This is a genomic window from Leptospira sarikeiensis, assembly GCF_004769615.1.
GTDB lineage: Bacteria > Spirochaetota > Leptospiria > Leptospirales > Leptospiraceae > Leptospira_B > Leptospira_B sarikeiensis.
Genome location: NZ_RQGF01000028.1, coordinates 213,620 through 237,719 on the forward strand (window position 1 = coordinate 213,620; position 24,100 = coordinate 237,719).

General features: G+C 40.2%; 22 protein-coding genes. 12 read left to right on the forward strand and 10 right to left on the reverse strand.

Annotation, left to right across the window (positions count from 1 at the left end):
* Positions 1–16: 16 nt before the first annotated feature.
* The 8 genes from EHQ64_RS12230 to prfB all read left to right on the forward strand — a co-directional run bounded on the left by EHQ64_RS12230 (position 17) and on the right by prfB (position 10,994).
* Entirely contained in the window at positions 17–1,579 is a 1,563-nt protein-coding gene (locus EHQ64_RS12230; protein WP_135649764.1) for a spiro-SPASM protein, read from the forward strand.
* Entirely contained in the window at positions 1,554–3,125 is a 1,572-nt protein-coding gene (locus tag EHQ64_RS12235) for a cytidylyltransferase domain-containing protein (RefSeq protein ID WP_135649765.1), read from the forward strand. Before EHQ64_RS12230 ends, EHQ64_RS12235 begins: the two co-directional genes overlap by 26 nt.
* Before the next feature lie 346 nt (positions 3,126–3,471).
* Positions 3,472–4,206, forward strand: a complete 735-nt coding sequence (locus EHQ64_RS12240; protein ID WP_135649766.1) for a TetR/AcrR family transcriptional regulator — start codon at positions 3,472–3,474, stop codon at positions 4,204–4,206.
* A gap of 29 nt (positions 4,207–4,235) precedes the next feature.
* Positions 4,236–4,616: an iron chaperone gene (locus EHQ64_RS12245; protein WP_135649767.1), complete on the forward strand. Its 381-nt coding sequence runs from the start codon at positions 4,236–4,238 to the stop codon at positions 4,614–4,616.
* 169 nt (positions 4,617–4,785) lie between these two features.
* Positions 4,786–7,434 carry a valine--tRNA ligase gene (locus EHQ64_RS12250; protein ID WP_135649768.1) on the forward strand — a complete coding sequence of 883 codons (2,649 nt, stop codon included), beginning with the start codon at positions 4,786–4,788 and terminating at the stop codon, positions 7,432–7,434.
* 239 nt (positions 7,435–7,673) lie between these two features.
* Positions 7,674–8,945 (forward strand): phosphoribosylamine--glycine ligase, encoded by a 1,272-nt coding sequence (gene purD / locus EHQ64_RS12255; RefSeq protein WP_135649769.1) that lies wholly within the window; start codon positions 7,674–7,676, stop codon positions 8,943–8,945.
* 5 nt (positions 8,946–8,950) lie between these two features.
* Positions 8,951–9,796, forward strand: coding sequence for a hypothetical protein (locus EHQ64_RS12260; protein ID WP_135649770.1), 846 nt, complete (start codon positions 8,951–8,953; stop codon positions 9,794–9,796).
* A gap of 94 nt (positions 9,797–9,890) precedes the next feature.
* Positions 9,891–10,994 (forward strand): peptide chain release factor 2, encoded by a 1,104-nt coding sequence (prfB, locus tag EHQ64_RS12265; RefSeq protein ID WP_135649771.1) that lies wholly within the window; start codon positions 9,891–9,893, stop codon positions 10,992–10,994.
* A gap of 15 nt (positions 10,995–11,009) precedes the next feature.
* Here prfB and EHQ64_RS12270 read toward each other — a convergent pair whose 3' ends face one another.
* From EHQ64_RS12270 to EHQ64_RS12290, 5 genes are read right to left on the reverse strand one after another with little or no spacing between them, the layout of a single operon-like run.
* Complete coding sequence (locus tag EHQ64_RS12270) at positions 11,010–11,378, reverse strand: DoxX family protein (RefSeq protein ID WP_135649772.1); 369 nt, start codon at positions 11,376–11,378, stop codon at positions 11,010–11,012.
* A gap of 54 nt (positions 11,379–11,432) precedes the next feature.
* Positions 11,433–12,002, reverse strand: a complete 570-nt coding sequence (locus tag EHQ64_RS12275; protein WP_135649773.1) for a TetR/AcrR family transcriptional regulator — start codon at positions 12,000–12,002, stop codon at positions 11,433–11,435.
* Positions 11,999–12,673 (reverse strand): ABC transporter ATP-binding protein, encoded by a 675-nt coding sequence (locus tag EHQ64_RS12280; RefSeq protein ID WP_135650556.1) that lies wholly within the window; start codon positions 12,671–12,673, stop codon positions 11,999–12,001. Before EHQ64_RS12280 ends, EHQ64_RS12275 begins: the two co-directional genes overlap by 4 nt.
* Positions 12,673–13,920, reverse strand: coding sequence for an ABC transporter permease (locus EHQ64_RS12285; protein WP_135649774.1), 1,248 nt, complete (start codon positions 13,918–13,920; stop codon positions 12,673–12,675). The genes EHQ64_RS12280 and EHQ64_RS12285 overlap by 1 nt, the downstream gene beginning before the upstream one ends.
* Positions 13,921–14,739 carry an efflux RND transporter periplasmic adaptor subunit gene (locus EHQ64_RS12290; protein ID WP_135649775.1) on the reverse strand — a complete coding sequence of 273 codons (819 nt, stop codon included), beginning with the start codon at positions 14,737–14,739 and terminating at the stop codon, positions 13,921–13,923.
* Positions 14,740–14,984: 245 nt separating this feature from the next.
* On the opposite strand from EHQ64_RS12290, the gene EHQ64_RS12295 reads away from it, so the two are divergent.
* Positions 14,985–15,356, forward strand: a complete 372-nt coding sequence (locus EHQ64_RS12295) for a DoxX family protein (RefSeq protein ID WP_135649776.1) — start codon at positions 14,985–14,987, stop codon at positions 15,354–15,356.
* A 55-nt stretch (positions 15,357–15,411) separates the two neighbouring features.
* Positions 15,412–16,344, forward strand: a complete 933-nt coding sequence (locus tag EHQ64_RS12300; protein ID WP_135649777.1) for a M28 family peptidase — start codon at positions 15,412–15,414, stop codon at positions 16,342–16,344.
* 22 nt (positions 16,345–16,366) lie between these two features.
* Here the strand turns inward: EHQ64_RS12300 and EHQ64_RS12305 are convergent, their stop codons facing one another.
* The 4 genes from EHQ64_RS12305 to add all read right to left on the reverse strand — a co-directional run bounded on the left by EHQ64_RS12305 (position 16,367) and on the right by add (position 21,177).
* Positions 16,367–17,725: an adenylate/guanylate cyclase domain-containing protein gene (locus tag EHQ64_RS12305; protein WP_135649778.1), complete on the reverse strand. Its 1,359-nt coding sequence runs from the start codon at positions 17,723–17,725 to the stop codon at positions 16,367–16,369.
* Positions 17,726–17,813: 88 nt separating this feature from the next.
* Positions 17,814–19,184 carry an SRPBCC family protein gene (locus EHQ64_RS12310; RefSeq protein ID WP_135649779.1) on the reverse strand — a complete coding sequence of 457 codons (1,371 nt, stop codon included), beginning with the start codon at positions 19,182–19,184 and terminating at the stop codon, positions 17,814–17,816.
* Between the two features lie 14 nt (positions 19,185–19,198).
* Positions 19,199–19,744 (reverse strand): GyrI-like domain-containing protein, encoded by a 546-nt coding sequence (locus EHQ64_RS12315; RefSeq protein ID WP_425460437.1) that lies wholly within the window; start codon positions 19,742–19,744, stop codon positions 19,199–19,201.
* A gap of 98 nt (positions 19,745–19,842) precedes the next feature.
* Positions 19,843–21,177, reverse strand: a complete 1,335-nt coding sequence (add, locus tag EHQ64_RS12320; RefSeq protein WP_135650558.1) for an adenosine deaminase — start codon at positions 21,175–21,177, stop codon at positions 19,843–19,845.
* A 119-nt stretch (positions 21,178–21,296) separates the two neighbouring features.
* On the opposite strand from add, the gene EHQ64_RS12325 reads away from it, so the two are divergent.
* Positions 21,297–22,493, forward strand: a complete 1,197-nt coding sequence (locus EHQ64_RS12325; protein WP_135649781.1) for a DegT/DnrJ/EryC1/StrS family aminotransferase — start codon at positions 21,297–21,299, stop codon at positions 22,491–22,493.
* A gap of 81 nt (positions 22,494–22,574) precedes the next feature.
* Here the strand turns inward: EHQ64_RS12325 and EHQ64_RS12330 are convergent, their stop codons facing one another.
* Entirely contained in the window at positions 22,575–23,174 is a 600-nt protein-coding gene (locus EHQ64_RS12330; protein ID WP_135649782.1) for a hypothetical protein, read from the reverse strand.
* Between the two features lie 94 nt (positions 23,175–23,268).
* Here EHQ64_RS12330 and EHQ64_RS12335 point away from each other — a divergent pair, with 94 nt between their 5' ends.
* Positions 23,269–24,078 (forward strand): carbon-nitrogen hydrolase family protein, encoded by an 810-nt coding sequence (locus EHQ64_RS12335; protein WP_135649783.1) that lies wholly within the window; start codon positions 23,269–23,271, stop codon positions 24,076–24,078.
* Positions 24,079–24,100: the final 22 nt, after the last annotated feature.

Genomic DNA, 24,100 nt, shown 5'->3' on the forward strand with positions numbered 1-24,100 from the left:
GTCCGAAAACTATACAATGAAATATCCACCGCAAGCAGTCGTATTTTATCTAAAAGACGATCTTCTTTCTCCTCAAGGATTTTCGGACCCTAAAACTTTCCTCAGATATTTAGAACTTACCTTGGAGAAACTATCTCCTATAGTAAAAAATATACCGGTTTATTCCAATCTAGGAAAAGAATTATCTGAGCAAGCCCAGGCAATCAGCAAAAAATTTAAATATTCTAAATTTATAATTTTAGAAACCTCTAGAGAGTCGGATTATTTCGCAAAAATATGCGATCAATTGCCTGACTCAAGAACGGGAGATCCAGAATGGGACGAGACAAGTTTTCTTGTTTTTGACGGGGTCGCTCCTTTATTAGATCGTAATCTTACGGAAGAGCTGATCCAAAGACATGAAAAATATCTAGCTCAATATTCTTATTCAGAAAATCTACCTTCAGGTATAGTCCCTAGGATCCTTTCACGGGAATTCGTAAGAAGTCTTCCTGCGGAATATTCAGGCGGGACCCAAGAATTTTTGGCGAAGAATATAAACCAATTCGACACTGAGATCTTTTATACATCGCCCGACCTAAGACAATGGAGACTGGATTTTTCTGCGAGCAATCCTAGATCAAGAAGGCTTATCTCTTCCTTTCTGAATGAAAAAGAAAATTGGAAATACGATGAGGTCCAATCCTTCCTAATCTCTCATCCGGAAGTATTCCGCTCCGGTCCAAGTTATTATGAGATCGAATTATATAGAGGATGCGAATACGATTGCCTGTTTTGCCCTAGGCAAAATCTAAAACCGGAAGAAGACAATATTGCTTTAGATCCTAAAGTTCTAGATCAGTTATTGTCCCAAGCGGAGAAGGAATTCGGACTTCCATACAGCGTATGTTTCGGTGGTTTGGGAGAACCTACTCTTCACCCAAACTTTTCAGAATTAGTTTTAAAAACAGTATCCTCTCCGAACTTAAAAGAATTATTTATAGAGACTGCATTATATACAGATCCAGAAAAGTTCATCCAAACGATCTCCGGCTTAAAAGAAGAAGATAAGAAAAAGATCAGTCTGATCGTAAATCTAAGCACAAGAGACAAACGCACTTATTCCCAATTATACGGAAAAGATAATTTGGAGAATGTATTGAAAAACCTAAGATCAATCTCGGAAGTCCTACCTAAATCCTCTATCTTTCTCCAATTTCTAAAGATCAAAGAAGTGGACCCCGAATTGGATCAATGGTACGAAGAAACCCAAAAAGCTGGATATGAGATCATTTTACAAAAATATAATTCTTATTCGGATGTACTACCTCAAAGGAGGGCTTCTGACCTGACTCCTTTGGGAAGGGATTTCTGTTGGCATATATCCAGAGATCTATATTTGAATGCAAACGGAGAAGTTTCTATCTGCAAACAGACCCCGGGATCCAAAAAACATTCTTTAGGGAATATAAATCAGAATTCCTTGGTCGAGATCTGGGCCAAAGGAAATCCGTTCTTCACGGCCTCTGCCCAAGGTAAACACGAAACAATTCCTGCACCTTGTCTTTCCTGCGATGAGTGGTATACATTCAACGCGTAAACCGATCCGTTCTCTTTTTGCCTTTATTCAGGCGAGAACCGGCTCCACGAGATTTCCCAAAAAAGTAATTAGCCCTATCCCGCCGGATTCTGATAAAACGATCTTAGATCATATTCATTCAAGGATCCTAAAAATACTCCCAAACTCCAGGATCGTTTACCTGATCCCGGAAGGAGATAAGGAACTAGAGAAGTTTTTAGACCAAAGAGGAATGTTATCGTTTAGCGGTCCCTTGGATGACGTTCGATCTAGATATTTTCTCGCGGCCGAACATTTTGACGCGGACGCGATCCTGAGATTAACGGGCGATAATCCTTTTTACGATACGGATCATTTGGATTTACTTCTCCAAACATTCATACGATCCGAAGCGGATCTCGCTTATTTTAAAGGACTTCCTCTAGGAACTGGAGGAGAAGTTTTCAGGACCTCAACGTTACAGAATTTGTCGGAACTCCAACAAGAAGAAAGACATAAGGAACATGTAAGCCTTCATATTAAAGAAGATCCGGAGTTGTATAAGATCGTAGCGATCCCGAGCCTACTCACAAAAGAAGAATCTTCCAGAATACCTAATTTTAGACTGACCATAGATACTCCTGAAGATTTTCAAACCATCTCTGCACTTTTGAAAAATAGATCCTTAGATTCCTTTGGAACAAAAGAATTTCTGGAATGGGAGAAAGAAAGCCCCGAACTATTTCAAAAGAACTTGGATGTTCCTCAAATACGTTTCCCTCTTCCGAATCCGGTCAAAACTACAAAGGGAAAGATCGGAGTATTGGTCGCACCCGCAAAGGAATTCGGATCAGGGCATATCTCCAGATCTTCTATTCTTTTTTCTTTTTTACCATATCGGAACTGGGAAACGGAATGGCTGGATTCTTTTCCAAAAGATGGAGAATATGATATTCTTCTAATAGATTATAGGGATATAGATCTTCCGGTAAATTACGAAAAGACAAAAGTTCTTTTACTGGACCATTTCGGAAAGGATAAGAAGAAATATGATTCCTGGGAACTTCTTCCTCATCCCGAAAACGAATCCTTTTTCGATTGGGAACAGATCCTTATTCCTCCGAATTTAATCTCTTCTGCGACAAAAGATCCGAAAAGTATTACGAAAGAATATGATGTATTTTGTTATGCCGGAAACTTAAGAGAAGAAGAATCCGAAAATCTGGACCGATTTTTACTTCAAAACTCTAAAGGGAAAAAACAGATCCGGATCGGCGGGGCTCAAAGTAAACATAAAGAAATCGTATATCTTCCAAGGCTTCCCAGAATAGAATATTTAAGAAGATTACAATCTTCCGAAAAATTTTTAGGCTACTTCGGCCAAAGTGTATTCGAGGCATTGTATCTAAAAATACCTGTCGCAACATTCTCTATATCCCCGATCCACAGAGAACTTTCTCTTATTTTAGAAAAAAATAAAATTCCTTTCACTTACTTAAAAACCTCCACGGAATTTTCCCTCGGAACAAAAATAGTCGGAGAGAACGGATATAAACTTTTACTCGATAAGATAGATTCTCTTATTTAATCTCCGTGGCCTATGTGATCTACGTGCGGAACAAAATGAATTTCGCGCAGAGTTCACGGAGCACACAGAGATGCCAACAAGCGGCGCGGCCAAATATTAATGAAAACTAATATAGTGCATTTATTAAACCAGCTCCTATCTATTGATACTGGAGACTAAATCTCATCTCCCGACCGACCGTCGGATTTTCCGCCAGAAAGTCAGGAAACATTTTTCATTTTATTTGTTTCCTTTGTTGATTTTTTTGCCCGTTGTTTTGAAATATGTTTGACCGACGCATAGTCGGATGTAGTGTAAAACCGACTGATAGTCTATACCGACCGTCGGTTTAGCAGGAGGAACAACCATGATCCCAGCGAAAATCTCCACAAAAGAAAGAATTCTAAACGAATCCAGAAGGCTATTCTTCGAGAAAGGATACGAAACAACTTCTATACAAGATATCCTATCTGCTTTGGACATAGCCAAAGGAACCTTTTATCACCATTTTCAATCCAAAGAAGAACTTCTAGAAGAAATTGCAGTGCAGTTTGCGAAAGAAGCACACGCAGCAATGCAAGAAGAGATTGGGGATCTTGGAGAAGGATCCGGCCTGGAAAAAATCCGCCAAGCACTCATCGTTGCAAGGAACTGGAAAAAAGGAAAATCGGAAGAAATTCGTTTTCTAACCGAATCCCTTTTCTCTGCGAGCAATCTTCAACTCAGAGATAAGATACGACGCAAGTCCGTAGACTTAAGCTTCCCGTTATTCGTTTCTTTGATCGTAGAAGGACAGAAAGACGGATCCCTCAAAAGTGAATTGAGAGCGGACCATCTTACTTCGATTATTTTCGATCTAAGCGACGATCTAGGAGAGAAGGTTGCCTTCTATCTCTTAGGAAGAAGCAAAGAATCCGAAACGGAAGTTTACGAGCTGATGACTTCTTATCACAAAACGATAGAAGGCCTGCTTGGAAGTCCGGAAGGCGGATTAGATTATTTTAGCAGAGAAGATTGGAGCGAGCTCGTTCTTCTTTTCAAAGGTGGTGCGGCTCCGGCTCCAAGTCTGGAACCTTTACCACTGGTAGCGAATGCAGGATAACTCTTAGGGCCTGCCCCCAAGGAAAAAGTATGCTACTTTATGCTTTGGTTCCCACACTCCCAAGATTGGATTCGACATTCAATCCGGATGTGGAGGATTATTTAGAAAGAACTCCTTCTATTAGGAGTGAAAAATTAAAGGATTTGGTGGATTCGATTCGGGAAGAATTTTCCGATTTGAGAGAAAGCCTGAAATATGGAATGCCTACTTTCGAAAGAAACGGGCGATGGGTCGCATTTTCGAACCATAAAAACCATCTTTCCGTATATTTCTGCGAAGAATCTTTCATAAGAGCATTTCGATCCAAATTTCCGAAATCGGAAACAGGTAAGAATTGTGTTTTAATAAAAGATAAGGAGAAGTTCCCTTCTACTTATCTTAAAACCTTGCTCAAAAAGACCTTACATTAACGAAACTAGCCGGGTTTCAATCCTGGCTATACGTTATATAAAACAATCTTTTCGTTTGAAAGCCCTAGGATCGTATCTAGGGCTTTTTTATGCGAATTCTCTCTCAATGAAAAGGACCAGTACGACTTGACCTCATCCTCCGACGGAAAATTCTATCCGAACGAAGGCCATGAAAAAACAAATTAGCGATCGTTACGAACCTACCAGCGTAGAACCGAAATGGATCTCTCTTTGGGAGAAGGAAAAAAGTTTTGAGCCGAACTTAAAAAACGGCCAATCTTTTACTATCGTTCTGCCTCCGCCAAACGTGACCGGAAGCCTTCATATCGGTCACGCGCTCAATCATACTATCCAAGATATTCTGACCCGTATCGAACGTAAAAAAGGCAAATCCGCTCTTTGGCTTCCCGGAACGGATCATGCCGGGATCGCAACCCAAATGGTTGTGGAAAGAGAACTAGGGAAAGAAGGAAAAAAAAGGACCGACTTCACTCGAGAGGAATTCGAGGAAAAAGTTTGGGAATGGAAGGAACACTCAGGTGGGATGATCCAGAACCAACAAAGGCTTCTGGGAGAATCTGTGGATTGGTCCCGTTCCAGATTCACGATGGACGAAGGACTTTCCAAAGCGGTCTTCAAAGTTTTCAAAACATTATATGATGAAGGTTTAATATACAGGGGAGAAAGGATCATCAACTGGTGTCCTAAAACTCTCACTGCTATTTCCGATCTGGAAGTGGAACATAGAGAAGTAAAAGGAAAACTTTATCATCTACGTTATCCGATCGTGGGCCAACCGGGTAAATATCTGGTCGTTGCTACTACAAGACCCGAGACAATGTTCGGAGACGTTGCAGTTGCAGCTCATCCTGAAGACGAAAGATACAAATCTCTAAAAGGCGCGGAGTTGGAGCTCCCACTTACAGGAAGAAAGATCCCTCTTCTATTCGATTCCTTCGTGGATAAAGAGTTCGGTTCCGGCTTGGTGAAAATCACTCCTGCTCATGATCCGAATGACTTCGAAGCTGGGCAAAGACTTGGGCTCAAACCTTTACTTGTGATGAACCCGAATGCAACTCTTAATGAGAACGCAGGTAAATATGCTGGACTCGAAAGATTTGTAGCTCGTAAGAAGGTGATCGAAGATCTAAAAGAATTGGATCTAGTCGAAAAGATAGAAGATCATACTCATTCCATCGGTCATAACTCTAGAGGCGGAGAAATTATAGAGCCTTACTTATCCACTCAATGGTTTTGTAAGATGAGGCCTTTGGCGGATCTTGCAGTAGAAGCGGTTCAATCCGGAGAGACTGAATTCGTTCCGAAACTCTGGGAAAAAACATTCTTCGAGTGGATGAATAATATCCGTGACTGGTGTATTTCTCGTCAGCTATGGTGGGGCCATAGGATCCCAGCATATCATTGCAAAACTTGTAAACATATAGAAGTTTCCGAAACTCATATAACTACATGCCCTAAATGTAATTCCAAAGAAGTGGAACAAGATACCGATGTTTTGGACACTTGGTTCTCTTCTCAGCTTTGGCCTTTCTCTACTTTAGGATGGCCCGAGAATACGGAAGATCTAAAAAAATTCTATCCTACTTCTGTTCTTGTTACCGGCTTCGATATCATTTTCTTCTGGGTTGCCAGAATGATCATGATGGGCAAGAAGTTCACAGGCAAGGCCCCTTTTGCAAAAGTGATCATTCACGGACTAGTGCGTGATAAGGAAGGGAAGAAGTTTTCCAAGTCCGTAGGGAACGTAATCGATCCTTTGGACATGATGAATAAGTATGGAACTGATTCTTTCCGTTTCTTCTTAGCCGCAACTCTGCCTGAAGCTAAAGACGTTTTATTCGATGAAAGTAGATTGGACGGTTATCGTTCCTTCTGCAATAAGATCTGGAACTCCAGCCGTTTCATTCTGATGAACTTGGATGCGGATTGGAAATTGGAAGATCTAGAATCCAAATACGGTTCCAAACTTGAGCCGATGGACAAATGGATCCTTCATAGATTCAATGAAACATTAGCGAATTACGAAAAGGCATATTCCAAATTCCTGTTTTTCGAAATGGCTTCTCAAATTTACGATTTCGTATGGGGAGATTTCTGCGACTGGTATATCGAACTAGTTAAACCTAGGATCTACGGTAAATTAGGAGAAGAATCCCAAGAAGTCGCAAAACAGGTACTTGCAAGTATTCTAATTAAGGCTTTAGGACTTTTACATCCTTTTATGCCTTTCTTGACGGAAGAGATCTACGAAGTATTCAGCGATGGAGATTTCCTCATCCAAACTCCTTTTCCGAATTCGTATAATGTTTCCGCAGAAGATGAAGGTGTTTTAAAAACGATTATCCTTCAGGATGTAGTAACTCAGATCAGAGTTCAAAGAGCGGAGAACGGGGTTCCTTTAGATAAAAAATGTAAAGTAATCTTAAAATCCTCTCAGCCTCTTGTAGCATCCGCAGTGACAGACTTCGAATTTTCCATTCTGCAGTTAGCACGTTTGGAAAGTATAGAAGTGAATGACAGCTATACTGGAGAAAAAACAGATTCAGTAGGAGCTTTCCGTTTCGGAGAAGTGATCCTTCCTTTAGCTGGAATGATCGACTTTGAAAAAGAAAGAGCTCGTATCGATAAAGAATTGCAAAAGCTCATCCAAGAAGAGGAAAAACTCGCTTCTAAACTTGGAAACGAGAACTTCATAGCAAAAGCGAATCCGGACGTGATCGAAAAAGAGAAAGATAAACTCAAAACAGTTCGCGAGAAGAAGGAAGTCCTACAAAAAGGTTTGGAAAAACTAGGATAAGTTTTTCCGACTTATAACGCGGCAGCGATACGAAAGGCGCTAGTCCAAATCGAGATAACTTAAAATTTTTTGAGATCTATAAGATCGATTTGGATGAGCATAGCGAACCTGTAGTAGCGCGGTGATCGCGAAAGCGAGCAGCCGCCAACATTATTTATTGAAGCTTAGATCCTTTGCTTAAACATTGTCCGAAAGGCGGTCCCCGCCGATTTTATCCCTGATACTTAAGTAGCAATATTATGTCTAAGATCCTTTTAATCGGCTCCGGAGGACGGGAGAGCGCGATCGCGTATAAACTTCGTCAGTCTCCGAAACTGAAGAGCCTTCATGTTTTTCCGGGGAATGGCGGCTTTCCTGATCCTGAAGTTTTGGCTCCGAATTCTTTCGACCTGAAAAACAAATCTTCCGTTCAAGAGTTTATTAAGAAAAATGAATATGATTTAGTAGTCGTCGGCCCCGAAGATCCTTTAGTGGACGGAATCGGAGATTGGCTCGCTGAGATCGGTGTTCCTGTATTCGGGCCTTCCGCATACTGCGCTCAGATAGAAGGTTCCAAAGAATTCGCAAAATCCTTAATGTTGGAAGCAAAAGTTCCTACAGCAAAATATTCTTCCTTCGACAATTATGAATCTGCATTGTCTTATGTTCAAAAAGAAGGGATCCCGATCGTAATCAAAGCTGACGGTCTAGCTGCAGGAAAAGGTGTAACTGTTTGCCTGGAGTTCTCGCAAGCAGAGCAAGCGTTAAAGGAAATTTTCTTAGACAATAAATTCGGTAAAAGTGGATCCAAAGTTGTGATCGAAGAGTTTATGGATGGTCAAGAGGCTTCTATCTTTGCGATCAGCGATGGAAATACTTATTTCACTCTCCCTGCAGCCCAAGATCATAAAAGAGCATATGATGGAGACGAGGGCCCGAACACAGGAGGAATGGGTGCTTATTGCCCTGCTCCTATCGTTACCAAAGAAACATTAGAAAAAGTAAATACTTTAGTATTCCAACCTATGTTCGAGATCTTCCGTAAAAAAGGAAATCCTTACAAAGGTTTACTATATGCAGGTTTAATGATAGATTCTAAAGGTGATCCCAAAGTAGTCGAGTTCAACTGCAGGTTCGGTGACCCGGAAACTCAATGCGTATTGCCTATGTTAGAAGGTGATCTTTTGGAGATCTTCTTTGCATCTGCCAAAGGGGCACTCGGGAACGTAAAAATAGGTTTAAGACCTGGCGCAGCTACTGTAGTCGTTTTGGCCGCAGAAGGTTACCCCGATTCTTATGCAAAGAATATTCCTTTAATTTTTCCTGAAACGAATAGTAAAGATCTTGTAGTTTTTCATGCGGGAACTTCAAAAAAGGATGGAAACTTAATCTCTACAGGTGGAAGAATTCTAGGGATCTCTTCCTACGGTAAGGACTTAAAAGAATCTGTTGATAAGGTTTATTCTTATCTAAGCGGTTTTAAAATTTCCAAAACCTTTTTCCGTAAAGACATCGCGAACAAAGCCCTTTAATTATTATGCCTTTTCTAGTTTCCGGAAATATCGATTTAGTCGAAAGGCCAAGCCTTCGCAAATTAGAAAAACATTTGGGGATCATTTTATCTCCTCATCAATATCCTTTAGAACAATATAATCTAATTCGAGGCTCTCTAAAGCAAAAATTGGATTCGGATACTTTGATCCGTTCCATGACTCGCAGGGAATTATTATCTTTTATTTATATTCTCACCCAATTCGGGGATGTAGTTCAGGGAGAAACTCCTGACGAGTATCTGGATGTGGAAAATGTTCCGGTAGTTCTGGAATGGCAACCTGGTCATTTTATGATCCCATACGAAATATTGGATTTTTTAGCTCAATCCAGAGTGTTCAGAAATCAAAATTATCTTTTTGCATTGATCCCTGCTCTTCCAAGCAAGGAAAAGAAGGCCTGGTTGGAATGGATCGGAGCAGGATACGGAAGATCTTTCCCAAGAGAGATCAATCATGAACTGTATTTTCAATGTAGACATCTCCAAAAACCTTTCCAAGGTAAAAGCCTAGTCCAAGAAGAATCGATCCGTTTGGAGCAATTATGGGCTCCAGGCAAAAACGAGACTGTGGATTGGTTTTATAAGGGGATTATGCCTTTTTATTCCTCTATGAAGGAACTCCAACGTTCTGAAAGAGACCCTTTCCTCTTACATGTTTTGGATCTGATCCGTTCCGGAAAACTTGTCCTAAAACGCCTTCCGGAAGAATTTGGTAAAAGGGAAGAGTTCCAGTTAGTTTCCACAGTAGAAGGAAACACACCTCAGCTTAGAGACACAGTTTTTAGCTGGGAAGAAGCCAGGGAAGAAAGCGAAGATTTCCTGTTTCGATAAAGACTCCCCTTTTTATAGAAAATCGCGGGAATGCGAAGTCTTCTCGCACAAATTTTGAATCAACTGAATCTATATCTAATTTTATTGGACCGAAATGGAAGTTAAGAACGCCAAGGAACTGAAGCGCCTATCTAAAGAACTTCAAGAGAACTTTTTAAATCGCTGGAAACTTCTCAACTTGGACAAAGACCAAGATCAGCTTAAATCCTTCAATGATAGGATCGGAGAACCTACTTTTTGGGATAATCCGGATCAAGCAAAGTCTATCAGCCAAAGAAAGACTGAGTTGGAAAGAAAATTAGATCCTTGGGTTTCCATTCGTAGAGATATTTTAGATTTTCCTGATCTTGTAGAACTTACTTTCGATGAGAAGGGAGAAGCTGGAGTAGACGAACTCAGCTCCGAATACCAAAGATTAAAAACTGAATTCGAAAGATTAGAACTTTTAGGTGCGTTAAACGAGCCTGAAGATATGAAGCCGGCTTTCTTGAATATTCATCCGGGTGCAGGAGGAACGGAAAGCCAGGACTGGGCGGAAATGCTTTTCAGAATGTATCTGAAGTATTTCGATAAAAAAGGTTACCAATACAGCGTAGTTGATTTTCAAGAAGGTGACGGAGCCGGCATCAAGAACGCAACCATACATGTAATAGGCGATTTCGCGTATGGATTCATGAAATGTGAAAATGGTATTCATCGTTTGGTTCGTATTTCTCCATTTGATGCTAATAAACGTAGGCATACTTCTTTCGTTTCCGTTCACGTAAGTCCGGAATTGGACGACGATATAGATATCAAGATAGAAGATAAAGACATCCGTGTTGATGTGTATCGTTCTTCCGGTGCAGGCGGTCAGCACGTAAACACCACGGACTCTGCAGTCCGTATCACTCATATTCCGAGCGGGATCGTAGTCGCTTGTCAGAACGAAAGATCTCAGATCAAGAACAGAGACACTGCTTTTAAAATGTTAAAAGCAAGATTGTACGAATTGGAGCAAGAAAGACTAAAGGACGATCTGGAAAAAAAATCAGGAGAGAAAAAAGATATCTCCTGGGGAAGCCAGATCCGCTCTTACGTATTCCATCCTTATAATATGGTAAAAGATCATCGCACCGATCATGAAACTGGGAACGTGCAAGCAGTAATGGACGGAGAAATTGAACCGTTCATTATGGCTTACTTAAAGACTTTATAAAAATATAATATACCTTCAGGAGACGAAAGAAAATCCCTGAAGCGGATGTTCTATATATAAAATCACAAACTGCAAAAGGAAGAATGGAAATTCAATTCCAACTCCTTTCCAATCATGCAGATGCACATAGTTCACGATTAAGAAAAGAATTACTGCTAAGACTAGAAAATTCCCAAATACGTACGTTTTAGGATGTAGAAGTAAAATTGCTCCGATAATTCCTACTACCGCGAAAAGAATCCGCCCATATCTTCCTACACCCCAGGCCTCGAATGTTTGGACCATTTCTGGAGATTCAGAAAGAATAGACCAACCCGCTTTTACTCCCATAAAAACGGCAAATAATATCAAAATAGCGTTCAAAATTTTCAGCCCAACCTGCATGAGAATGCCTCCGGAGACGAATCGTATCCTTCGTAAATCCGAAGTCAATGCATTCTAGTGAGTATGTTTTTCTTGTACTCCTTCCAAAAAGATACTAACGATAGAATCAAAGGCCATCGTATTCGAATAAGGGCTCTGAAATAAATAGCTCGGATTTAAGATCCCATCTACAGCAGCCAAAAGAATATCTATCGTCAACTCAGGAGTTACATCCTTTCGGATCTGCCCTCTTTCTTGCCCTTCTTTCAACAGATCTGCAAGGCTCAAGATCCTTTGTTTTCTGAATTCTTTCATCGTTTGGAAAAGATCCGGGCGGACCATTTCGATATCTTTTGCGAAAGTTTTAGACATCTTAGAGCCTAGGTCCGAAATAAAAAAAAGGATTTCCTTCAATCGATCGATCGGATCTCTCGTTTTGTCCTGCAAAACTTTATCAAATTTCTCCTGGACCTTTGATCTCATCAGTTCGAACACAGAATCGATCAACTTATCCTTTGTATCATAATATTTATATAATGTTCTTTTGCTGATCCCAATATGTTTTGCGATTTGGTCAGTATTCGTTTTAGCAAAACCGGAAGATAGAAAAAGAAGAAAGGTCCTCTCCAGAATTCTCTCTATCATTTTTCTTCCTTCCCATTGGAGATGAGCCCGTCCACGAGTTTGATCTGTCTCTTGGCGGATTTTGCAAAGTCCGGATCATGGGTTACCATGATCACGGTTGTCCCTTCCGTTTTATTTATAGCTCGAAAGATATCCATTACGATCTTTGCATTTGCAGAATCCAAAGCCCCCGTAGGTTCATCAGCAAATAAATATCTTGGTCTCATTACTAAAGATCTTGCGATCGAAACTCTTTGCATCTGCCCTCCCGAAAGTTTGGAAGGTATATGATCCAATTTATCTCCCAGATCGAATCTCTGCAACAGGCGGATAGCCTCTTCTCTTTTCTCTTTTAGTTTTCCTGCTTTTAATGCAGGCATTAATACATTTTCTAAAGCGGTGAATTCTGGCAGAAGATAATGGAATTGGAATACGAATCCCATATGCAAATTTCGAAATGAATGCAGGTCTTTTTGTGAAAGAGATCGGATCGTCTTTCCGTCTATACTGATATTTCCTTGAGAAGGATCATCTAAGCTACTGATCAAATACAGAAGTGTACTTTTTCCGGATCCTGATTTTCCGGTTAAAGAAACAAATTCTCCCGGTTTTATTTCTAAGCTTACTCCTCTGATGATTTCAGTCGGAGGTTTGCCGAAACTTTTTTTAACGTTTTCTAAAAGAATACTCATCATTCCCCCCGAATGATCTCGATCGGAGAAAGTTTACTCGCAGATCTAGCAGGAAATACGCTCGCGATCAAGGTTGCGATAAACGCAAGCAAGAACGCTTGAAAATAAATAGAAGGAGCAAATGAAACCATCATCATTCCGGATTTCGTCTGCATAAGGGGATTCGAAAAAGAGACATGTTCCAACCTTCTACAGATCAGATTTCCGAGTAACATTCCTAAGAAACCTCCAGCAACTCCTAGGATCAAACCTTGGATCAGGAATATTTTCAGGATATCACCTGCTTCGTAGCCTATAGATCTAAGGATCGCGATCTCTCTTCTTTTTTGTCCTATCACTATATTCAGAATATTATAAATCCCGAATCCTGCTACGAGTAAGATTGTTCCCACAAGAGCATATCGGATCGCATCTTGCATTTTGAAAAGAGAGATAAAAGTTGCGTTTACATCTTCCCAGCTTTGGACTTTCACATCTCCTGACTCGGCCCATTCTCTCGCTTTTTCAGTCGCTTTAGAAACATCTTTGAGTTTTACTGCAATATCGCTGATCCGATTTGGAGTTTGATTTAAGGTCTGTACATCTCCTAAGTTCGCATAGGCTGCAGTATCATCGATGGCCTTGTTTCCCATTTGAAAAGAGGCAACGATCTTAAAAGGGATCGGATCAGATTTCCCCGTGCTTATATAAACAGTATCCGAGATCCTTGCTCCTAGCAAAAGTCGCAAGCCTTCTCCGATCACGAGTTTGTTCCCACTTTCTTTAATTTCTAAAAAATCTCCTTCTATTATGTTTTCTTTAATTCTTGCAACCTTGGATTGAAATTCGGGTTTCACTCCGATCATTCTTCCTGCTTCTGCAATTTTACCTCTTCTATAGATCACTTTGATCTGGAGTTGAGAGGAGCTCGCCTCTACATCCGGATCCGAGGCGACTTTTTTTTGCCAACCTGCTTGGTTCTCTATCTGTTCTGTGTCCCTTCTACCGGATGGAGGAACAGACCAAAAAGGAATTTCTTTCGAATTAAAAAGGATCCCGTCCAGATCTTTTTCCCCGATTATTTTTACTTGAGAAGAGATCCGAACATGGGCATCATTATTTACAAGTTGGTCTACCAAATATTCTCTAAGACCCAACATGATCCCTGAAATCACAATGTAAGCCGTGGCTCCGAGTATAATACCTGCTAAAGTTAATGCAGTTTGTTTTTTACGGGCAGACATTTGTCGAAGAGCGATAAATAACATTTATTTATCCTCCTGAAGGAGCACCTTATCCCCTAAACGGACTTCTCCTGAAACAAGCTCGGCGTATTCTCCATTACTTAAACCGATCTCGATATCCTTCACTCGAACTTTACCGTTTTCTAATACTTTAACTTTTCCGGATTTGATCCCTTTGATCGGGATTAATATTACGTTTTCTTTACTCGATGTTTCTATTGCGACATCTGCGGTCATTCCGGGAAGTATTTCTGTTGGAATTCCGACAGGAACTATATGCACTTGGAATTGCCCGTCGGCAGGATAAACCGATTTCACTTCTCCTTCGAATTTTTTTTCTCCTAAAGCTTCGAAGCGGATCCTTACTTTTTGTCCCTTCTTTACCTTAACTGCCCCCTTCTCTTCTAAAGAGACCGTAAGATATCTTTTTCGGAGATCCATCACTGTTACTACAGGAGTTTGAGGGACGACCGTCTCTTTCGTCTCGTAGGCGACATTCGTCACTACTCCCTCTAGAGGAGATCTCATCGTTCCAAAACTGTCGAATTCAACAAGAGGAGTTCCTTCTTTTACCTGATCCCCTTCTTCTACAAAAATTTTACGAATGGCAGAAGGGATTGCGACCCTAAGATGATACACTTCTGAAGAACTGACCGTAGCTAAACCATATACAGATTCTATAATAGAGCCTTGGATGATCTCGGAGGTATCCGAGTTGGAATTCCTACTTCTCCAAATTAAAAAAACGAATAGAAGTAATATGGGTAGAAGGCCCCATAAAAGAAGTTTGGGCCTGTCTTTTACCCTTTGAATAATTTGATCGAACGGAATGGAAATCTTCATGGCCTTACCTATTTACCACTAGGACGGATTGGATAAAATAAAGTAAACTATTTTATTGCATTTTAGTTTACATCATAAGATGTCATTTTGGCATACATCTTTAAACAAAAAATTTCCCAATTTCAATGACCGACCGCATGTTGGAATTCCTACAAAACAGAATGAAGCAAGATTTTGATCCGATTTATATTTACAGCCAAGAAAGCATGAATAACTATATCGAATCTCGAAACCAGAGGAACTATATGAACACGACTGTTATTAAAGTTTTATATTGGGCAACTACCGGATTGATAGCTGTAGGAAATCTATTTGGTGCTTTTGCTTATACCACTCAAAGCCCGCAGGTATTAGAAGGGCTCGCTTCGTTAGGATATCCTGCATACCTCGCTTTAATTTTAGGGCCAGCAAAAGGATTAAGTGCTCTTGCACTTCTTTATCCTAAATTCCCAAGACTAAAAGAATGGGCGTATGCGGGAGTCACCTTTAATGTATTAGGTGCTGGACTTTCTCACCTTTTCAAAAATGATCCAAATTTCGTAACTCCATTTATATTCCTAGGATTATTAGCTATTTCCTATGTTACTTGGAGAAAATTAGAAGCCGAAAAAGCTTGATCGATTGTTTAAACAAGTCATCCTCCTTGCTGGTAAAAATGCAAGGAGGGGTCCCTTGAAATTTCGATCTTTATTTATCTTTTCTATATTATTCTTTCTCTCTCCTCTAATCCGGGCAGATCAAACTTATCTTATTCATCCGAATGATCTGAAAAATCATGTAATCGCACTTGCTTCTATCTATCCTTATAGAAATTACCAGAACCCAGATTCTTTAAATAAAACTGCCGAATATATTCGTAAAAAACTTTTAAGCTACGGGCTTTCTCCTAAGGAGCAGGTCTTTCAAGTACGAGAAGTCACATATAAGAACTTAGAATTCGAGATCGGACCAACTTCGGAGAAAAAGATCGTAATTGGGGCCCATTACGATGTAGCAGGTGATCAACAAGGCGCCGATGATAATGCCTCCGGCGTAGCTGCTCTTCTTGAACTTGCAAAAATCTTAAAACTACAAGAGAAAAACCTAAAGTATAGAGTACATTTGGTTGCTTATACATTAGAAGAACCTCCTTATTTCCGAACCGAATCGATGGGAAGTTTCAAACATGCAAAATCTCTTAGAGATAAAAACGAAGAAATAGAATTGATGATCAGCTTGGAAACTATCGGATACTATTCGGAAGAAAAAGGCTCACAAGATTATCCTGTTTGGCCTTTGAGCTGGATCTATCCAAGCCAAGGGAATTTTATCGCTCTTGTAGGAAGAAATAAGGAGTCTGAATATTTAAGTCTATTAAAGAAAGTTTATAATTCCAAAACGACAATTCCTTGTGAAAGTATTGCCGCTCCGGAAAGTTTAAGCGGAATAGATTTTTCGGATCATTTGAATTATTGGAAATTCAACTATAAAGCGATTATGATCACGGATACTGCGTTTCTTCGAAATAAAAACTATCACGAAACAAGTGATCTTCCGGAAACCTTAAACTACGATAAAATTGCAGAAGTAATTAGAGGTTTGGCTCATTTTTTAACAGGAAAATAAAGCCGAATTATTGTATAATTTTTTAATATAGAATGACCGGCTCTCTTCTTCCGAATCGTTTTCCATATTCTTCCCAAAATTTTCCATTCGGGTTACGAGGATTTTTGCGATCTCTAAATTCAGGTTTTAATCCTAACAAAAAATACATCGCAGTCTTTTCTTTATTCTTCACAGGAAGTTTGCCTCTAGACTTAAACTGAAAATAATCTTTGGTCAATTCTACGATAGAATTTGTAACATTTACTCTTCCGGGCTCACTACTCGATTCCATTCTGCTAGCAAGATTGACTGTATCTCCCCAAACATCGTAGGAAAATTTCCTAGCCCCGATCACTCCTGCGACTAAGGGTCCTGAGTGGATCCCGATCCTTGCCTTCCAATTAGGCCCTTTTTTTAATTTTGATAGTTCTTCCAATCGTTCTAACATTTCCAATGCTGCAAGCAAACTATCAACTGCATGAGAAGATCGATAAGAAGGAACTCCGGCAACGCACATATATGCATCGCCGATGGTCTTCAATTTCTCCAATCTATGAGTTTCCGTAACAGAATCAAAATGTCTAAAGCAGAAATCCAATTCCTTCACAAGATCGTTTGGGGTAAGTTTTTCAGCGATTGAAGTGAATCCGTAAAAATCTGTAAACAAAACGGTGGCTTGGGTAATCAATCTAGGCTCTGAACTTCCGGTTTTTTTCAGCTCATCTGCGGTTTCTTTAGGAAGTATATTCAATAAAAGTAATTCAGTCTTGGCCTTTTCTTCTTTGAGAGAGCGATCCGCCTCCCAAGCCGCCTGCGCCAATTCTTTGCCTATAAAAGAGAACCAAGCCACAACAAGGACCAAACTAGTAAAATAAAAGTAACTTTTGTATTTTGGATCTAAACTCAGGATAGGCTCGAAAAAGTAAGGAATGATATGCACGGAAACGAATAGAAGTGCAAGAGCTGTCTCCATCATATAAATGAACTTCTTTTCTTCAGGAGGAAAAATATAGAACGGAAATGCAAAGCTCGCGAGAATATAAAGATCCAATCCTGCTTCCTGAGGCAGGATCCGAGAGATCATCAATAATTGCATTGTTCCTACAAACGCGAGGAGCAATCTTGCAGCCCGATGAGATCGGGTGAAATTTAAGAATAGCACAAGAGCGTATCCGAAAATATTCACCATCCAAAGTGCATAAAGCCAGATCGGGAATACTAAACCGAAACTGGAAAAAATAATATAATATACTAAAGTAAAAATTGCTGTGATCAGGACTACTGCATTGCTTGCAACGATGTATCTTGCTCCTGGTGCATCGTCTACACCTATGGATAATAACTGTTTCCAGATCTTTTCTGGGATCCTACAGTATGAAATCCAAGTTTTTAAAACGCTCATTGGCGACAATTTCACAGATAATTTCCGGAATTGAAAATCCATATTTATACTGATCTTAAAAATTCAGTCGAGCAGAATGAACTCTGTCCTATGGAGTTTTTTCCACAGACACACGAATATGATCCAAAACTCTATAGTGGATCTTATGTAAGATCCAATGGATCCAAATATTCCAATAAGAGGCCGGAGAAAATCGATTAAGAAACCAAGTCCTTCCGATCAATAATGTCTCATTCTTACCGAGGGAAACCAATTCGAAGCTTCCCTTTTTAGATGCAAAAAATCCGTCTAGATGAGGCGGTCTAATATTCTTATAAGGACTAAGCTCTCTCATTGCGTCCGGTTGTTTGACTACATCAAATGCTAAAGTCGAATGTTCCTCCCAATTTGTGATCGCCTCCACAAAAACTCCGTTATTAAATTCGCAATATCGGATCGCTCCAATTCCTTTTCCTTCGACTCTTGCTCGGATCGGATACGAGATCCCTGCATTAAATAGAAATTCCTTAGGCTCAGGTATATCAGAAAATTCAAATAAACCTTTCCATACTTTTTCTTTGGATGCGGAAATTTTAAGACTTGTCTCCACCATATATAATTCTCTCTCTTCTCCCAGATTCGCTTCCAAATATGCGAATGAAGGAAGAAGCAGAAAGAAGAAGGGTAAAACGGAAGAAACGAATGCGGATTTTGATTGTAGAAGATAAGCAAGTCCTCCGCCTAAGAATGCAAGAAAATAGGCCAAAGGAGCCGCCATGATCAAACAAATAATCCCTTCGATTGCTACGATAAACGTAAGAACTCCCGCGATCGAAACTGCCGCGGATGCAATCGCCATAGCATGTTTAAAATCCAACGGTTCGGCCCGAGAATACAAAGCCACGGAAATGAATCCGATCATAAACGGACCGCCTACAAATAAACTCGCTCCGTATGTTTTCAATATATCCGTGGAAAAGATGCTGAATAGAAGAGTGATGCTAGCCGTAAATAGAATGGACCATATGGATACGATAAGTTTGGATTTGGGAAAAAATCTGGAAGGAGTTTCTTCATCGGAACGGTTATATAAATTTTCCGGAAGTACGGATAATAAAAAGAACATTAGGAAATTCAGAAGTGGGATAAAAAATAAAAGAACCCAAAACGAACTTAAACCGATGCTTCGTAATCTTTTGATACAAAATACGGTTCCCAAATAAATGAAGGGAAAAGAGATCCCGAGCAGAGTGAGATAAAATCCGGATTCGTCCGAATAAAATTTCTTTAGTAGGACGATTTTTCCGGGGTCTTTGAAATATTCCGCGATCCACCATACACGATCGAAAAAGAAAAACGCTACGAATCTATCCAGACTATATTTAACGAAGAATAGAAAAATGCCTGTGATAAAAAATTTCTTACGATCTATCGGAATATGAACATTCAGAAGTTCCTTTAATTGCGAAAACTTTTCCATTCTTATGCCTCAGATCAATCCAAAGGGAGCAAATATTTAGTTTTCTTTTCCACAACGGGTTCATAGATCTCCATTGAGGCTTTCCCATTCAGATCGCAACCTCGATCCGAACATGCTTTCATAAGCTCGGGATATACTTTCGCAATCCCTAGAAAAATAGAGAGAAAACTTTTTAAAGGAAAGTCTACCGAAAGATACTTCTTCTTTTCGATTGTTTTATATTGTAAAGGTAAGGAGAAACCTGTAGGAACTTCCGCCAAAGGTTGTTCGAATAAAACTCCTACCTCGCATCTGAGTTGATCCTCAGGGATCTTGTTTGGATCATCTTTGTAGATCGCAAAAAGTTTATAATTTTTGAATCCTTTCTCCGAAAATTCCTTTTGAACTGCTTCGAAAGTATCTCCTACTTTTCTATAATTTCCGACTCTATCATGAGATAGAACGTAATAAGGTCCCAGCTCTTCTTCTTTCACTTGGATCTTATCGAATCCACCTAAATAATAAAAGTATCCGACCCCTGAAACGAACAAGAAGACAATTATACCGAGTAAAATTTTCAGCTTCATAATAAAACTCCGGAAGGGAATTTTAAACGAAGATCTGATCCGATTGCAAGAAAGATTTTGACCGAGTCAATATCGGCCAACTAGGAAAGTTATTATTTTAAGCTGGGCTCTAAAAGTCCATATTTCTCTTTTACTTTTTTGATCTGAACTTCCATATCCTTCCATAAGGATTCTTTTTGAGGATGGAAAGTCGCATATACACCTTGGCGGATCAGATCCACGATCTCATCCAAAGAGAAATCCAAAAATCTCCAAAGTTTAAAATACTCGTATGTTAGATTGACGTTAAAGATCTCCGGGTCATCCGTATTGATACAAAGAGGAAGACCTTGGTCGTAATAATAACGAACGGGGTGATTTTGTTCTTTTCTAACGTATTTTCCGGTAAACACGTTAGACGTAACACAAATCTCTATCGGGATCTTATGCTCTCTTAGATAATTCACAAGTTCAGGATCTTGGATCGCGGAAGTTCCATGACCGATCCTTTCCGCCTTACAAAGTTCAACAGCTTCCCAGATCGCCCAAGGACCGTCGTCTTCTCCTGAGTGAGCAACCGTTCTAAGTCCTGCTTCTTTCGCTTTTTTGAAAACGTCGGCGTAATCTCTCGCAGGTCCCATAAGCTCGGCGCCGCCGAGCCCAATTCCGATCACTTCCTTATGTTTGATCTTCAATACACGATTCAGATTGTTCATCGCGTTTTCAGGACCGAAGGAACGAGAAACGTCTACGAGAAGTCGGATCTCTATTCCGTCTTTTGCCTTTTCTTCTCTAATACCTTCCACAAGTTGGTTGACCATCTCGTCGAAATCCAAACCGTTCTGAATGAATTTAGAAGGAGCAAAAAATACTTCGGTATACAAGATCCGATTCGCTCTCATATATTCCGCAAGACTTCCCACGAAATAATATAAGTCGGCAGGTTCTTTCACCAAACTTTGAATGAAGAAGAATACTTGGATAAATCCGTTCAGATCCTTAAAGTTAAACTTGGCCTCGAACTCCTCGTCGCTAAGTTTGATCCCGTTCTTGGCCATCAACTTCTTCATTGTGTCCTTATTTACACAAGCTTCCAAATGAAGATGGATCTCCGTCTTAGGTAATTCGCGGATCAGATTGATAACGTCTTGGTCTTGTAGTTTTTTGGAAGAAAGATCGGCAGGTTCCAAAAATGCGGAAGCTGTCTTTTGGCCGGATTCGTAGGCGTCCGAATCTCCCAAAAGCCAACGAGGAGGATCTGAAATTTCCAGATCCAAGAGCCGGATCCTTTCGTTGAGTAGATTATTGATCTGTTTATCGAAAGAAATTTGAAGGGAAGAAGAATAGGGTCTGTCTGCAGGCAGCCTGCTTTTCAAACGGTTTAATTCGGAAACGTCCCGGTCTAAGATCCGGATCCTTTCCAAAATTTCTGCAAAACTCAAACCCACGTTGAGCAGAGTAAGCAAAACCCCTTCGGATTTCAATTCCTAAAAAGATTTCGCAGGTTTTCCCTTATCTTTTCCGGAAATCTTCCGATCCTAAAAGAAGCGCCGGAGGATTTTGTCGCATGATCACAGCAAGAAAAACGTTTTTACCTTTCGCACTCCCCTCGATTTCAGAAAAAGCGATCGAAGAAGTAGCGGCGGTACTGCGCTCCGGCTGGATCACCTCTGGTCCCAAAGTAAAAGAATTCGAAGAAGAATTCGCAAAATACACCGGGGCAGAATTCGCACTCGCAATGAACTCGGCAACCGCAGGACTTCATCTTGCGCTTGAGTCTATCGGACTTTGTTCAGAAGACGCAGTCCTTGTCCCTGCAGTAACATTCACTGCGACTGCAGAAACAGTTTGTTATTTCGGGGCAGAGCCAATCCTCACCGACGTAGACCCGATCTTCAACCTAATGACCGAAGAAACTTTGAGAGAAACCATTCAAAGAGAATGTGTATTTTCAAAAGGGAGTCTGGTTCACAAGAAAACTGGCAAAACGGTTCGTGCAGTAATGCCTGTACATTTGGCCGGGGCAGTTTGCGATATGGATTCTATCAATTCTCTCGCAAAAGAATATCATCTTTATGTAATCGAAGACTCCGCTCACGCATTCCCTGCAGTCCATAAGGGAGAAAGGGTCGGAACTCACGGAGATTTTACCGTATTCAGTTTTTATGCTACGAAAGGGATCACCACCGGAGAAGGTGGAATGGTCACCACTCGCCACGCACATTTCGCGGAAAGAATGAAATTGATGCGTCTTCACGGGATCAATCGCGAAACTTACGGACGACCAGGCTGGTATTACGAAGTAGTTTCTCCAGGTTTTAAATATAATATGAGCGATATCGCCGCGGCTTTGGGCATCGTTCAGCTGGCAGAAGCGGAAGACCTTTGGAGAAGAAGGATCCAAATCGCAGAGATCTATCGGTCCGAATTTGCTCAATTGCCTTTCTTACATCTTCCACTTCCTGCAATTGACGGGGAACATTCTTGGCATTTATTCAGAGTAGAAGTGGATACCGTTCAAAACAAAATGAACCGTGATATTCTATGCTCCGAACTTCATAAAAGAAATATAGGATCTAGCCTTCATTTTATTCCTTTATACGAACATCCTTTCTACCAAAGATTCGGTTATGAAAAAAAGAATTATCCGAATGCAGATGCTATGTATAGAAGAACTCTTTCTCTTCCTTTATTTGCAGGAATGACTGACGCGGATATAGAAGATGTAGTCACTGCGGTAAAAGAAATTTTTACGGATCTATAAGAAGAAATTTTTCATTCGAATCAGCCGGAATCATTATTCCTGCACACGGTCGAGGCAAATTTCAACTCCCCTTGGAATCCTCTACTTAAAGAAAATATAAAATAAAAAGATCTTCACAAATAAAACCAAAAAGCCGTCCTCTAATTCGGAGGCCTCTTCTGCTTTTTCAAAAGAAGAAAGAGCAATGATCCACTCTTCTACTTCTTCTGCGATATCAGAATCATCGAAAGCGGAAAGATCGATCTTCCTATAACCCGCTTTTGGAATTTCCACACCACAAACAGTGCAAAGATCCGAGATAATATCCAAGGATTCTTCTTTTACAAGTTCCGAAAATTCTCCCATTTCTTTTGTTTCGATGAGGATCGATTGCCCGAATTCCAAAACATCTTCCATCACCGCTTCAGAACCGTCTTCGTCAGCAAGATCTCTCCAAGAACGAATCGCGTCTAAAAGTAAATCCGCGAGCTCCAGGACTTTTTCGGATGCATCCTTTTTCACTTCTTCGGAAACATCTCCCGGTAAACCTTGGAGCCAGGAAGTCTGGACAGCTTGGATCGCACCTTCTCCGCTGCTTAAGTAACGGAGGAGAAGATATACTAAGGCCCAAACATTCTCCTTATGCTTTTTTTCTATATAGAAGTTTTGGATAGATTTGAATTCTTTTAGGGCGAATGCCATACTTCTACTAAATTCGGATCTGACAATCCACAGACAAGCAGAATCGTAGAATATACATTTTGCATTTTGTAAGGGGATCTGAAATACTTAGCCTATGCCTCGTTTTCTTTTAGGACTTATCCAACTCAATAGTAGCTTCGATCTGGATTCCAATTTAAATAAATGTGAGAAGTTCATAGAAGAAGCTGCAGCCCAAGGAGCTAAACTCATCGGGCTTCCTGAAAATTTTCCTTTTTTAGGTTCCGAAAAGGAGAAGTTGGAAAGATCCCGAGAGATCGGCTCAAAGACAAAGTCATTGCTTTCCAGTATTTCAAAAAAATTGAATGTATCTATCCTCGCAGGAGGATTTCCCACACCTTCGGGAAATGGCAAAGTATACAATACCTCAATTTTATACGGAGCTGACGGAGAGGAAAAATTTGAATATCATAAGATCCATCTATTCGATACGGATCCGGGAGACGGAGTAGAATATAGGGAATCCAGAAGTGTAGAATCCGGGCAAAATATACCGGAAGTTTATAAAAGTCCAGAGCTCGGAAATGTTTCTTCCGTAATCTGCTATGATCTTAGATTTCCGGAATTGTTCAGAGAACTTGTTAATAAAGGAGCGGATATGATCTTCGTCCCGTCCGCATTCACTAAGATCACCGGTCAGGCGCATTGGGAAATTTTACTCAGGGCAAGAGCGATCGAAAATCAATGTTTTATATTTGCACCTGCTCAAACCGGAACACATCTAAACGGAAGAGAAACTTACGGGCATTCATTGGTAATCAATCCTTGGGGAGAAATTTTAGCGGATGCAAAAGAAGGAGAAAAATTACTGATCTCGGAAATTGATCCGGAAGAGATCCAAAATGTAAGAAAAAAAATCCCGGCTTTAAAACATAGAAAACTATGAAGTAAAACCGAGATCGGTTTTG

Excerpts from the sequence above, each read along its gene's own strand:
- EHQ64_RS12230 (WP_135649764.1), top strand. The coding sequence starts at position 17 with ATGAAATATCCACCGCAAGCAGTCGTATTTTATCTAAAAGACGATCTT.
- EHQ64_RS12235 (WP_135649765.1), top strand. The coding sequence starts at position 1,554 with ATGAGTGGTATACATTCAACGCGTAAACCGATCCGTTCTCTTTTTGCC.
- EHQ64_RS12240 (WP_135649766.1), top strand. The coding sequence starts at position 3,472 with ATGATCCCAGCGAAAATCTCCACAAAAGAAAGAATTCTAAACGAATCC.
- EHQ64_RS12245 (WP_135649767.1), top strand. The coding sequence starts at position 4,236 with ATGCTACTTTATGCTTTGGTTCCCACACTCCCAAGATTGGATTCGACA.
- EHQ64_RS12250 (WP_135649768.1), top strand. The coding sequence starts at position 4,786 with ATGAAAAAACAAATTAGCGATCGTTACGAACCTACCAGCGTAGAACCG.
- purD (WP_135649769.1), top strand. The coding sequence starts at position 7,674 with ATGTCTAAGATCCTTTTAATCGGCTCCGGAGGACGGGAGAGCGCGATC.
- EHQ64_RS12260 (WP_135649770.1), top strand. The coding sequence starts at position 8,951 with ATGCCTTTTCTAGTTTCCGGAAATATCGATTTAGTCGAAAGGCCAAGC.
- prfB (WP_135649771.1), top strand. The coding sequence starts at position 9,891 with ATGGAAGTTAAGAACGCCAAGGAACTGAAGCGCCTATCTAAAGAACTT.
- EHQ64_RS12270 (WP_135649772.1), bottom strand. The coding sequence starts at position 11,378 with ATGCAGGTTGGGCTGAAAATTTTGAACGCTATTTTGATATTATTTGCC.
- EHQ64_RS12275 (WP_135649773.1), bottom strand. The coding sequence starts at position 12,002 with ATGATAGAGAGAATTCTGGAGAGGACCTTTCTTCTTTTTCTATCTTCC.
- EHQ64_RS12280 (WP_135650556.1), bottom strand. The coding sequence starts at position 12,673 with ATGAGTATTCTTTTAGAAAACGTTAAAAAAAGTTTCGGCAAACCTCCG.
- EHQ64_RS12285 (WP_135649774.1), bottom strand. The coding sequence starts at position 13,920 with ATGTTATTTATCGCTCTTCGACAAATGTCTGCCCGTAAAAAACAAACT.
- EHQ64_RS12290 (WP_135649775.1), bottom strand. The coding sequence starts at position 14,739 with ATGAAGATTTCCATTCCGTTCGATCAAATTATTCAAAGGGTAAAAGAC.
- EHQ64_RS12295 (WP_135649776.1), top strand. The coding sequence starts at position 14,985 with ATGAACACGACTGTTATTAAAGTTTTATATTGGGCAACTACCGGATTG.
- EHQ64_RS12305 (WP_135649778.1), bottom strand. The coding sequence starts at position 17,725 with ATGAGCGTTTTAAAAACTTGGATTTCATACTGTAGGATCCCAGAAAAG.
- EHQ64_RS12310 (WP_135649779.1), bottom strand. The coding sequence starts at position 19,184 with ATGGAAAAGTTTTCGCAATTAAAGGAACTTCTGAATGTTCATATTCCG.
- EHQ64_RS12325 (WP_135649781.1), top strand. The coding sequence starts at position 21,297 with ATGATCACAGCAAGAAAAACGTTTTTACCTTTCGCACTCCCCTCGATT.
- EHQ64_RS12330 (WP_135649782.1), bottom strand. The coding sequence starts at position 23,174 with ATGGCATTCGCCCTAAAAGAATTCAAATCTATCCAAAACTTCTATATA.
- EHQ64_RS12335 (WP_135649783.1), top strand. The coding sequence starts at position 23,269 with ATGCCTCGTTTTCTTTTAGGACTTATCCAACTCAATAGTAGCTTCGAT.